This window comes from Paenibacillus phytorum, assembly GCF_013141715.1.
GTDB lineage: Bacteria > Bacillota > Bacilli > Paenibacillales > NBRC-103111 > Paenibacillus_E > Paenibacillus_E phytorum.
In genome coordinates this window covers 19,349-32,987 of the sequence record NZ_WHOA01000214.1, presented here as the reverse complement: position 1 = coordinate 32,987, position 13,639 = coordinate 19,349, and the positions used below count along the sequence as shown (strand labels likewise).

The 13,639-nt window shown below is 44.1% G+C and carries 4 protein-coding genes; all 4 read right to left on the bottom strand.

Annotation, left to right across the window (positions count from 1 at the left end; all coding sequences use genetic code 11):
• Positions 1–6,401: immunoglobulin-like domain-containing protein (locus GC098_RS30160; protein ID WP_171647172.1), on the bottom strand; the 6,401-nt coding region annotated here is incomplete at its 3' end.
• 235 nt (positions 6,402–6,636) lie between these two features.
• Entirely contained in the window at positions 6,637–8,997 is a 2,361-nt protein-coding gene (locus GC098_RS30155; RefSeq protein WP_171647170.1) for an AraC family transcriptional regulator, read from the bottom strand.
• A gap of 631 nt (positions 8,998–9,628) precedes the next feature.
• Positions 9,629–11,989 carry a heparinase II/III family protein gene (locus GC098_RS41340; protein WP_171647168.1) on the bottom strand — a complete coding sequence of 787 codons (2,361 nt, stop codon included), beginning with the start codon at positions 11,987–11,989 and terminating at the stop codon, positions 9,629–9,631.
• 108 nt (positions 11,990–12,097) lie between these two features.
• Complete coding sequence (locus tag GC098_RS30145; protein ID WP_171647166.1) at positions 12,098–13,471, bottom strand: sulfatase family protein; 1,374 nt, start codon at positions 13,469–13,471, stop codon at positions 12,098–12,100.
• Positions 13,472–13,639: the final 168 nt, after the last annotated feature.

Sequence of the window (13,639 nt, the reverse complement as noted above, 5' to 3'; positions counted from 1 at the left end):
GTTACGTCCCTATTGGTTGGTGCTGTAATGTCTGCAGACAACACGGCGTCGACCAGAGGAACCCCCTTTAATACGTTAAGTACGAACGTCCTTGTGTCCGAGAAAGTACCTTTTGTGATCGTTGCTGATAGCCTTACAGTCGCATCGGACGATAACGGGCGGGTTACCTTACCGTTTGCGTCGATGACAGATGTAGCGTCACTGCTCCATGTAATTATTGTCCCGTTCGCACCGCTCGTTACCAAATGAACGTTTTTCGTTACACCTACTTCGCTGTCACCCTCAGCGTAACCGATAGTAAGATTCGCTTTATCCAATGCGACGTCTATCTGGTCGGATTCAATCATAATCGATGTGGATCCGAGCAGGTTGCCATTCTGGTCATAAAGCTGAACTATCATATTATCACCGCTTGAAGGAGCTAAAACATTTACAGTTTGCGTACCCGCTGTTACAACATAACTTTGGCCATTCACTAACACGTACATGCCAACGGCAGCACCGGGATTGTTTAAATTTGTGCCCTCAACATCAATAGTTAGGTCGGTGTTTGTTCCGCCGTTTACTATGCTAGTAGTCGATGCATTAAAGTTCGACACATTGTAGAAGTTTGCTGTTACGGTATTATCATAGAACGATGTGGCGAATTCAGTTGATGTGCTGTTCGCATCAGCAAACACCCCTACATTGGATGCAGTCCAATTAAGGAAGTATGACCCTGCAGCCGGAGTTGCAACAACGGGCATTGCCGTACCCGAAAGATAACTGCCCTCACTGCCTTGGGTTACAGTACCGTTTCCAGATGTTGAAAAACGAAGAATAGGTGTGCCACTCCTAATATCCATTTTGAGAATGTTACTTAGATTGCCGTTCGAATCCTTCTCTTGGACATAGACCGTATATGGCACATACGGTGCGAGATTTGGAATACTGATGGTATTATCGCCTACATTACTGGTTACTCCGGCTCCAGATGTGGAAATCGTTGGTTGTGCGGCCCCGCTGTACACTACTTTATAGTAATAGGTGCCAGCTTGAGTAGCAGTGAATGTCACGGATGCGGTACCTGTAGGCCCGTTAGTTCCATTGCTGACACTATCGGGAGGGGTTACGCTCTTTGCTGAGATAGTTAAAGAATTCGCATTCGTTGGCATCTCTACGACATTCAAGATTGCGGCGGGTGTTGGATAGATTGCCGACATGAGTGAGTCATTTGTGTTTGTGATCAAGCACTGATACTTTGTACCATCGTTAGCAACTGTTACCGGTGAAGCAGTTGTATACGTGCTGCTTGTCGCGCCACTGATGTTGCTCCATGTTGTACCGTTATTGGTTGAAACCTGCCACTGATAAGTGAGATTTCCACCATCAGAAGCGTATGCCATTGTACCGAATGATACTGACTGAGGATCGGTTACAGTCTGTGACCGCGGATTTACAACCACCATTGGAGTGGCAGCGGCAGGTTGAGTGATTGTGTAGGCATGTGAGGAAACAGAAGAAGAATACCCACTGCTATTCACTTCAACCATTTTCAATGTACGACTGTTATTGATGGCTATGGGACCCGTATACAGCATTCCGTTTATTGTTGGGTCGGAGCCATCCAGCGTATAGTAAACACTGTCGCCAGAGGTGCCTGGTGTTACATTCACAGTAACCGGATTTGCGTATATTCCGGCGGCAGTATCTAACACGGGCGACGCCACTGACGAAGCATTGGAAGCTACAGTTAGGTTGTTAATGCGGAATTCGTTGTCAATTCCGCCAAAGCCAACACCTCCAAAAGCGTTTGATGGATTTGGCACCTGCGCCACCTGTGTACCGTTAACGTAGAAAGTGATAGACGATGTGCTGGCGACAGCTTTGTAAGAATTCCAGTTGTTCATATCGAACTCGGACGGCATTTGAATGTTGCTCACAAGCGTTTTATCGGCTGGTGAACCACTATTATTGCGTTGATAGATAATCCATGAACCGTTTGTTAGATTATTGTAAACATACCTAAGCTCGTAGCGGCTAACATTTCCGCCGCTAATGGCACTTACATAGACAGAAAGGGGGGCGAAGTTTGCGTATGCCGCTGAACCTGGATTAGATCCCCAGCCAATAAATTTGATATTCGCGGTGGCTGTGTAATTCGTCCACGACGAGTTGCCTAAATTGGTGTAGGCAATGGTATCCGGTATTTTAATATCCAATGCCTTACCGCTTGCATTGTTCGGGTCTGTTGTGTCGGAAACAAGGTTGTAAACAGGTGCAAGGCTCGGGGTGCCGGTCCTGTTGTTCGACCAGCCAGTTGGTGCTGAGGTGCTGCCTACTGTGTACCCGCTGAAGTTCTCTGAATAAAGAGTATTAGTGCCGCTCGAGAATGTAGGTATAAGTTTAGCCCTGGCTGTTTGCAACCCGACAATGGTGTTTATTACATCGGAGCCGGTTGCACTGTTGTTTTTGAACACCGAATTGGCACCAGCTATTGCAGACATAAAAGCATCCCAACTTGTCGTTGAGTAGTTTCCTTGTGTAACCGACATTGCATTGGCAATTGCATCACGAAGCGGTTGTTTGTTTACACCCACTGCCGTCTCCACGGCCGTTGTTCCGCTTATCGTGTAATTATACCCGACTGTCTCGCTGTATACCCCTGCATTCACCTCTACAACTTTGAGGATACAGCTGGAATTGATGTTAATCGGATTTCCAGAATAAAGTGTTCCAGAAATAGCCGGGTCGGAACCATCTGTGGTGTAATACACAGAATCGCTTGAATTTGCCGGTGTAATGGTTACGCTTTGCGGGTTGCTATACGTGCCGGATGATAGGTTCGTCTGTGGAGGATTAACAGGATTCTGAACAAGGCTAATGTCTGCCACATTAAACGTAGCATCATATCCGCCAAAGCCAAAGCCACCAAAAGCATTGCTAGGATTGGATACTTGTGCAACTTGAGTGCCATTGACGTAGTATGTGATACCACCATTTCCCGCTACAATTTTGTAAGTGTTCCAGTTACTCATATCAAAGCCGGCAGGCATTTGGATATTGGTTACTAAATTGTTGTCGGTGGGGTTACCGCCTCTTTGGTAAATAACCCATTGACCATTCGAGAGATTCGGATAATTATACCTGAGCTCATAACGGGATACATTCCCTCCACTATTGCTACTGACATAGACGGATGGGCCAAAATTTGCGTATGTGCCGTTAGAATTGCCCGACCATGACACAAACTTCATTTGGAAAGTCAATGTGTAATTTGTCAGTGATGAATTACCCAAACCATAGAATACAACATTGTCCGGATTTGTGATCTGCACGGCTTGGCCGACTGTTGCGCCTTGCACGATTTTATAGGAGGACTTGGCATTTGAAGAACCGTCTCTGCTGTCTACCCAGCCAGTCGGTCTAACCGTGCTGCCAATCAAGTATTGACTGAAATTCTCAGAGTAGATCTGAGTCGGCATTGCTGTTGGCGGAACGGTTATAAGAGGTTGAACTGGCTGAGCGTCCTGGCCACCATGGATGTAAAAGTCGCTGAAATCTGTCGAACTGCCGACCGATTTTCCATCCGGCCAACTTGTTCCCCAGTCCCCCATACCAGCGTATGTGAATGCAGTGGTGACACCGTCTGCTGAGGTGTAATCAGCAACTTGCTGATTGTCTATAGATATCTTTACATTCGTTCCGGAGGAATAGTCCATCGTAAGGGTACGCCAACCGAAATCACGGCGCACATTAGTTACAATCGACTGATTGCCCTTTTGAATGGTATAGAAATCTTTCGACACATTACCGTTAGCGCCAATTGCCAATATGTTTTTGCCATCATCGGCACGCAAGTACATATGCGCTAAAATTGGATCCGGCGGTGAGGTTGTTGGCGTGTCTCCCAAGAAATAATCTTTATGTCTGTCAAAAAACTTGACAGTTACAACCTTATTGAGTGGCTGTGCAAAGGGACGACTGACAACAACACCGCTCGGATTAAGTGGTGTATAAATTGGAAGCGAGCGTATACCAAGCCGCGGGTCGGTCGGATTTGCCAATATGCCCATAGACATATCTACATTGCCTTTTTCTACTACCCACTTTGTCATGTCAAGTGTATCTGAGTTAAACGTATCCGAAAAATATACATTTGACGGTATTGTTTGTTGGTAGACGTGTCTATTCGCTCCGAGCAATTCAGTCGGGAAGGACGGCGTTAAACCAATTAAACCGTATTGCATTTTTGACGGGTCAAACGACTTCACGCTAGTTACGCTGTCGACATTGTTTGTGGTATTTTGGAAAATGTACATATCACCATAGCTGCCAGGACGAATGGCCAATGAGTGACTTTGCGTGTTCAGTGCTTGAATGTTTGAAAAAACAAACCCGGTTGCGCCCATAGCAGTATCCAATCCGCCAACCGAATTTTTTTCATGTACAGAAGCCGCAGTACCTATATCAGAGATAAGCACTTGATCCATATAATTATAACGATCAACTGAAGTATCAATTTGTGACAGGTTCGTTGTTAGATGGTTAACATCATTTGATCCGTGCTGGGTACCCGAAGAATACCATTGTCCGCCTCCGGCAGTAAGCCAGGACATGAATACAGCGCTATCTTCGCCTGCATCTTGATGTGTGTGGTGCACGTAGATGTATGAGAAATGATTGCCGACAGTATAGTTATCTCTTACGTTATCGAAATTCGGGTTTGCACTTTGCCCTCCGCGAGGGTAACCACCAAGAATAAGCATTGCGCGTTTGGGCGAATTATGAATCTCTAAGTGACTAAATGTGCTCTGACCACAACTCATAACGGTAAGACCAACCCCATGACCTACAAGCTGACCGACGTCATGGATAAGAACATTGTTAATCGTATGATGGTTGGAATATTTGCCGACGCCAGGATATCCGCCGTCGATGGAAATCCCCCCGTTACCGGTGTGCTCAACCGTGGTGTTATCAATCGTGTTGTACTGATTGTCACCGAGCATAAAGATGCCATATATACCAGCATTTTTTATGTCACTGTTTTTGATTGTTATGTTGTTGGTGCCTTGCATCGTAATACTGCCAACTTGGAAAGCCGGACGTTCGGCAGATTCAGCATATGCCGGCAGAGTTACGCCCGGCTTCAATGCTACCGGCGGGAATTGACCAATGCCACCATTAGCATCACCATAGTTATATGTATAGCTGTAATAGTCACTAAACTCTGTGTCCTTTACGGCAAGACCATCAAAAACAATGTTGTGTACTTGCAGCGTCGGATTGGGTTGATCACCGGGGTTTGCCTTCGGTGTACCCTGCAGATTGATGACAGTTTGCATGGTTGGCGTGACAACGGTTTTATTTGTCATCGTTCCATCGGCCGGATAGTAGTAAAGTACGCCTGTTGTTTTGTCATAATGGTATTCGCCCGGTGTGTCAAGGAACGAGAGGTTATGTTGCAGGAAATATCTCGAACCGTTACTTACTGTATATTTTACTCTATATTGGTATCTGTTATAGAAATCCGAAACATTTGCTTGTGGCTGGTTCAGTGTAATTGTTGAGGTACCAACGGTTACACTTGCAACAGGTTCCGTATCGGTAAACCAGTCCCACGTACCGTTAACACCACCGGTACCGCCGTCCCAAGTGAACACTTGGGCAACTTCCTCACCGTTTTGCTGCGCTAGCTGCAATCCGTTGATCTGATCTGCAGTTAAATCACTCTTATTGATTTGAATATTAGTGCCATTGGAACTTCCGGCTACGCGGTTATAGGTATCCTTGGCTTCGGGGAATCCAGCCTGAGGAATAAGGTTTGGCGTTCTTGCCGAAGTTGCCCGCGCATCATTGACATATAATGTATTAAAAGCCGATGAATTCAGACCGCTGAATGTTGTGGGATAGTCCGCTTTGTTCAGTTGAACCTTCCACACCTTACCTACCATGCTTGTTAGCATACCGTAGTTGGTAACGTCGCTTTGGGCGGCTTGTGTCCAGCCGTTCGAATCAACAGGTATACCACCATAAAGCTTTGCAGCGCCAATTCCGCCCGAGCTTTCATAGACAATGTTGTAGCCGTTTGTGCCGGAATCTTGCGACGTAAGGTTAAGAGTACTTGGCATGTAATAGTCGCCTGGCGCAATGCTAACTATGATATTGCCTGTCATGTTTTGATTAATTTGTTGCACTGCTTGTTGCGCCCTTTGTAAAGTAGCAAACGGATTGGCCTGTGAACCGTCACCGGAAGTGTCATTACCGTTTGTAGAAACATAAATTATTTCCATTACATTCCGTTGAGATTGAACGTTTACCTCTCTTGCGCTTACTATTGTATTGGCAAATGTAAATGTCGTCATTACCATTGCTGAAGCCAATGCTATTGATGTAATTTTCTTTAAAAATTTGCCCATTGAATTTACCTTCCTCCTTTATTTAATAGTTTTCTGCTCCCACCTGGGTTGATGCGCATACGTTTTAACCAACATTAATATCCCCCCCTCTCTCTCTTCTTGACCACATCTTACTTTAACCAGTTCACAAAATCCTAGTGTAAAAAGAGCATTTCATTGCATTTTTCATTGTAAAAACGGCCCTTTATTGTACTTATCGTTCAAGTACACTAAAGGGCCTCTTTAAAAATCTTATTTAGTTCACTTGCCTAGTTCCCTGTACATGTTTATTTAAAATATATTCCTTCGGCGTAACGCCGTATTTCTTTTTAAACAGTTTGTAAAAGTAGCTCTCATTTTCCACACCGATTTTTTGGAGAACTTCCTTAATACTGCGATTGGAACTTCCAAACCATTCCGCCGCTTTTTCCAATCTTACATCATTAATATAATCTGCAACCGATCTAGCGTACTGTTGATTGAAAATCTTACTAATTTGCTTAGCAGATACATTCAATTTTTCTGAGATATACTGTAGGCACAAGGCTGGGTTCGCATAATCGGCTTGAATTAACTCGATAACCGTGTTATTGATGATGGAATGTTTATCGGTCTCTGTCCGTTCCGCTTTGGTTACGATACTTCTGCAAATTTGCAAAATGTTGTCGTACTGCTCATCCAATGTTTCCATACTGAATAGCTGGTTGGACAGTAAGTTGTAATTGATTAGCAAAGGTTCTAATCTACTCCTGTTAATTTCCTCTGTCATCTGTTTTAACGTATTGACTAAACCCATAATAGATAAAAAGACGTTATTGTAGTTCAACTTGGCAATTTCATCAAACAGTTTAATCAGCGTTTCTTCTGCCGAAAGGACATTCCCGCTTTTTAGCGAATCGACTAGTTTCTTTTCCAACGAAACGGAAAAACCAACCTGTGAATTGTCTGTATTGGCTTTAATGGTCCTGTTCGTCAGAACGCAAGACTTGCCAAATAGTAAACGGTAGACTGAATTATTCAAAGCCACCTCATACTTGTCGGTCAAATCATGCAGATTTTCGCAACGGTCGCTAATAAAAATAGAAATAGATACTTTGAAGTATTGACTTATATACGATTGTGCCTTATTCCAAAGTGCGGTTATTTCCAAAACCATAGTTTCTTTGTCAGACCCATCTATATTTAAAATAAAGGCCATATGATCATTTTTCATTTCAACGACTTCAACCCGATAACATTCAGACAATAGTTCCAGCGAAATGTTAATGATGCCGAATGTACAAAGATCACGATCAAACGGACTGAACATCCCCTCAAATTGAGCACGATTATCGATTTTCACAATACAAACGAGTCCGGGTTCGTCCTGTGATAAGCCAATTCCTGACTCAGATCCTGCTTTGTCAAACTCATCTTTAGTAACCGATTGGCTGTCTATTAGCAATTTCCTTAAGAAGTATGTTTTCAGAATTTCACGATCCGATTGTTTATTAAGCTTGTATTGGTTTAATTGATCAATTGAAAACTGGTACGCATTGTTCAAATATGATATCTCGTCCTTCGAATGGGATTGATCCATTTCAGTTACGTTGGATACGACATGCTTTACCAAAGTATCAATCGGTTTATAAATTTTCCGAGAAATAAAAATAGAAGCCATAAATGCCAGAATCATAAAAGCAACGATAATCACAATTAATGTATATTTCAATGTACTGATTTTTTGAAACACTTCATCGTATAGTTGTGCTTTCACTAATGTCCAATTCATTTTATCTACAAACGTATAAGTAATAAGATACTTCTTGCCATTTATGTCTTCTGTAAAATATCCCGTGTTATCTGGAGAGGCTTGTTCACTATGGTGCTGTTGATAAATCGCTTTCAAAGAATCTTGCAAAGTGCCTTTTTCTTCAATTTCATGCCCGACAATTCCACCATTATCGTCAAGGATCATGATTTGATCATGCCGCTTTTCGTCAACCATATTAATCTCTTTAATACTGTTGAGAAGCCATTCGGTACTAGCGTTTACGATTAAAGCGCCCTCAGGTTGATTTAGCTCATCCTTGAAGTCATACATTAAATAAGTGACCACATTCTCATATCTTTTCTTATCTTTCTCTATGTTGTATTCGATTTTTCTCGGTATAGGTTTCAATTTTGGTAATTCTTGTTTGGATTGAAGCAAAGCTTCAAAATTGGTATCTTTGAATAACAAGTCTGCTTGCGTCGTGTAATACGTTTTGATATGTCTGTTATACAAATAGATAGATTGTATAAAAGGGTTTACACTTAAGATCGAAGTTTTGATTTTATTCATTTCATTTAGCATTTCTGTAAAATCCACATGATTATTAAATATCAATGGGCTAATTTCGGGGTTATAGTACATAGATAAAATAGAATTAACAATCATATCGTCCATGAAGTTAATATTATATTTTACCTCGTACAATATTTTTTTGTTCGCTTGATACTCATTATCCAATACAGCCTGCTCCACTTTGACAAATGCAATAAGTGCAAACGAAATTAGCGGCAATAGCATAGCTAATGCAATCCACTGATAAATTTTACGCAAATATCTTCGATTTTTTTTGTTTTTAAACCGCATTAGGCGCCACCTCAAGGTTTGTTTATCAGTTTTTCACCCTTTTTTATCCATAGACTAATACACTTCAACAAACTTTTCACTAATCCTGCATTTTTTAGATGTTTCGAAGGGTTCATGCACTAACCTTATCTATAGAAGGGTGAAACGAGTGGTTGTCAGTCAGCTTGACCAGCCCCGCACACAGTCTCGTTATTAAGCCCAATATTAACTAGATAGTAAACCCAAGTGGGCTGCCTGGCTTGCCCTACCAACTCCATACTGCAGAAGTCAGTAATAACGTTCATTACTTATCGATTAGTTGCAACCTGAGATTCTGACCGTTCGATTTCCATGAGTTGTATCCATTCCTGAAGATTACAGCTGTCTCCGACGGTGCTGTATTCGATGCATTTGCCTCCCAATAGACGGAGTCGGCTGTGTCGAGCAATTGGGCGCGCTTCATGAACAGCTAGACACGGAGGTAATTAGTGCAAGGTCGCCGGACCTGACTATTTCGCTTACACTGCTACGTATTCAAGGAGCCTTGTATCAATAGTTCAGCGCAATTGATAAGCCTGCTGATACCTCAATTGCCAGAAAAACAATAATACCGGCACCCCATTTTTCGGAGTCCCGGTCTTTATTATTATACCTATACAACTTCACTCAACCGCCCATCCCGAAAATGCACAACACGCTTCGCCTGCTGCGCAATCGCCAGGTCATGCGTAATCAAAATGATCGTCCTGCGCTGATAATTCAACCTTTTGAAAATGTCAAAAATCTCCGCGCCCGTCTTCGAATCAAGTGCTCCCGTAGGCTCATCCGCCAGAATAATTGCCGGATCTCCGGCTAAAGTCCGGGCAATCGCAACGCGTTGCTGCTGTCCGCCGGATAGCTCCGAAGGAAAGTGTTTCCTCCGATCCAGTAAATCCACCGCTTCCAAAGTTTGCATCACAAGCGGTTCACGCTGCTTCCTCGTCATCCCACGATAAATCAACGGCAGTTCCACATTTTCGTAAGCATTGAGCCGTGGCAGCAAGTTAAAGCTCTGAAAAACGAATCCAATCTTCCGATTTCTAATCTCAGCCAACTGAGCATCCTTGAGCTGATTAATTGCTTCCCCATCCAGCACATAAGCCCCATGATCCGCAACATCCAAACAGCCAATAATATTCATCATCGTCGATTTGCCCGACCCCGACGGGCCCATAATCGCCACGAACTCCCCGTGGTCGATCTCTAACGAGATATCATCGAGCGCCCGAACCGTTTCCCCGCCCATCACATAGTACTTACTCACATGTTCGATATGGATTAACGTCGGCCCTTCCTTATTTAAGGTAAAACTTTTTAAACCTTGTGCAACCGCTGATTCGCTTGCCAGATGCCATATAAATTCATACGCATGCGTTTCTTCATCTTGAGGCGACAGCTTGTCGATCACCACAAAGCATGGAGACATAAGCGGATGGTTTTTCAAGAACAGTACGCTGCGGCTGTGCATTACGTTAATTTGCATCTGATCGCCGTATCCCTCGTCATACGTTCCTTGAACATAATCATAATCTTCGGAGGAACGCCATTCTGCACTCGCTGGCAAATGGATGTCATCCTCTTTCCACTGATAGACGCTTCTGCGATTTTGATCTGCCCCGTCTACGCGAACCGTGTTGTGAGCACGAGTAGACAACACATAACACCTCATTTCAGATTCATCATAGGCGTAATTGCCTCCTTCGGTCAGCAGTAGCTCTCCGTAGGCATGGATCAGCAGGTTAAGTTTATCCTCGTGCTGATGGGCTCTCCCGAATGGGCCCGCGTCGAATAATGCCCAAACAGCTTGCTTGTCCCAGCCGTTGCGCATTACATAATACCCGCTATAAGGTAATGCGATGGACGTTTCCGCCGGAGGTTCCCCTTCTCGCCCTTCCGTGTAGGCCCAAATGAAATCCTTCCGGTGCGAGTACAACCGCGTCGCCTCAGGCATTGAAGCAAATGCCGATGCTTTCATCCAACGTCCATCGTTTACATCAGGCAACAGACCGCCCGGCATCATCAATTTGACATGGATGGCGCAAGCATTCTCGAGTCCGTCAACCATTTCGGGAGCAAGCGGTATCCCATAAGCACGGTAAAGTTGACAGATTTGAAAATAATTCTGAATAAGAACCTCATGATAATTCGTACTCAATTCGTATTGAAATCCGCCTGGGTATAGCTGTCTGCTCAATTCCCTAATTAACTTCTCCTGGGCATAAATTCGCCAACTGTTTGCTTCTTTGAATTCAGGACAAAGCACTCCGATGTGGGTTAGTCCGTTCATCTCCATAATCAGCCAGTTGCTTCCTTCCCGATGCCTGTATCGGAGCCATATAGCATGTTCCCACAGAGACTTATACCAATCTACCAGCACATCGTCAGTGAAATGAGGAGAGCGGTAACAGGCATGAAGGGCATATGGCCAGGCATTACCCATGCGCAGACCGCACTCGATGGTCCGCCATCCGTATCCAGGTTCATTCTCCGGTACGATTACCTGTCGGACCCAGCTTGTAAACAGGTTAACAAGTCCCTCAGCATAACTCTCAGCCCCCGTTCCCCGGTAGAGCCTCGCCAACACTTCCCAATCCCAATGCCGATTTAGCTGCCAGGTCCATTCTTTATATTGATTGAACGTGGGATTGACGGACCAATCCACCTTCCCCGTGAACTGATGAGGCGTACCGTTAGAGACTAACTTTAAAGACAAAATGCGCTCGCCCATTTCTTCCATTGTCTCACCTGGCAAATAAAACGCATTCTGTAATTCATGATTCGGGATGCTAAAATACAAGTCAGGACGCAAAGATTTCCGCACATGCGCCGCAAATAAACGGCGCATATTTTTGGAATCTTCGCATTCGACTGCTTTCTTGAAATCTTCAAGTCCCGGCAAGTTCATATCGATTGAATTGGTAAAAAATTCATAATCGCTAACAAGCGGGCCAGTCAGATGTGTCTGGTTTTCCATTGCGAAATACCTCCATTTGGGGCTAATTTGATCCGGCCTGTCCATTGGAATTAATCCAATACGCGAAGTTTTATTTTACATTTTTATCCATCCGATATTTGAAGCAAATTAGTTTAACGAAAAATTGTCGCCAACTTTTAGAAGCCAAGATACAAGTTCTTTTTCCAGCTCTAATGCAATAGTATTCTTTGGAGCCCCCTCATAAACCAGCGGTGAAAGCTGATAAGGATCCATTTCATTGTCATACAACAAGCGTGTCAACCGGCCATCGCCTACCGCTTTTCTTTGCGCAACGTAAGTGTAACGAATCGTTCTCACACCTCTCCATCCGTATGCGTTGATATCCCAGCCTTCCGCCTTCGCCTTCTTGTGTAAATTCACATCGCCTGGATAATGACAAATAAAAGCCGAAACTGGCCTTTTGCCACTCTCACCGCAAAGAACCCTTGAATAATCAGTGCCTTGGACATACGCGGGAACAGCTACTCCCATCAAGCCAAGCAGTGTAGGGACAAGATCTGTGCTGTTAAAAAGCAGCGAATCTGAATGCGAAACCAAAGTACGAGGATACCGGATAAAGCATGGAACCCCTATGGATTCTTCATACCAAATATTTTTGTGCTCCAGCCATCCATGCGCACCCATCGTCTCTCCGTGATCAGATGTCAGCACGACGATGGTATCTTCCGTGAGTCCTGTCTCGTCCAAAGCAGCCATAAGTCTGCCGAACTCTTGGTCAGTCCCAGTCACTGCAGCAAAATATTCGCGCATATGCAAGTTTGTTTGCTCTATGCCATCCTCGTTCACATTTGACCGAACATGAATGGGCTTATCCGCATATAGAGCCTTGTATGCATCCGGTACTTCTTCGAACGGCTGGTGAGGCGGGTTCCAAGATACGAATAGGCAGAATGGTTGGTTATGCTCCTCCTCTTTGATAAAGCGAATGGCAACATCGGTTTCATGTTTCGTTGACCATTCGTTCGGCTCGAGCTTTTCATGCGAATCTCCCCAATAATGAGGTGACATATGTCGATCATAGGCGTTGTACGAATACCAGAAATCAAACCCGAAACGCCGTGGACCAGGTGGTACATATGCATCCCAATGAACGGCCCCAGATATGGGTTCAGGATCTATCGACGTTTCTGGCAAATCAAGATGCCATTTACCGATATACCCGGTGCGGTATCCTTCCTTTTTCAAGATATTACCGATTGTTACTTCATCGTCGTTCAGTTTCACTTGAAGGCCAAGCTTGCAGTTCGTTGTGACTCCCGTTGATAAAGGAAACCGCCCGGTCAGCATCGCCGATCGGTTAGGTGAACAAAGCGGAAAGCAGCTGATTGCGTTGGTCAAGTCGACACTTTGTGCAGCAAACTTGTCGATATGGGGAGTATAGACTGGATCATCGTTTCTCATTCCTACCGCATTCTTGCGCCATTGGTCGGGAAATACAAAGAGTAGGTTCGGTCGTTTCATCTTAATGCCCCTTTCAGTAGAAATTGAAATGTAAATCAGAGCAACAAATTTATTCAAGAATGGAAAGAAGAGAGAATCTAAATTTCTCTCCGCGTTGAACGTTTTGCACAATGATCCACTCCGTGAACCGTCACCTTGATGCTCGGACTGGACTTCGTCACCGTTACC

What these genes read in the sequence shown, in the direction of transcription:
- GC098_RS30155 (WP_171647170.1), bottom strand. Translation starts at nt 8,997, where the DNA reads ATGCGGTTTAAAAACAAAAAAAATCGAAGATATTTGCGTAAAATTTAT.
- GC098_RS41340 (WP_171647168.1), bottom strand. Translation starts at nt 11,989, where the DNA reads ATGGAAAACCAGACACATCTGACTGGCCCGCTTGTTAGCGATTATGAA.
- GC098_RS30145 (WP_171647166.1), bottom strand. Translation starts at nt 13,471, where the DNA reads ATGAAACGACCGAACCTACTCTTTGTATTTCCCGACCAATGGCGCAAG.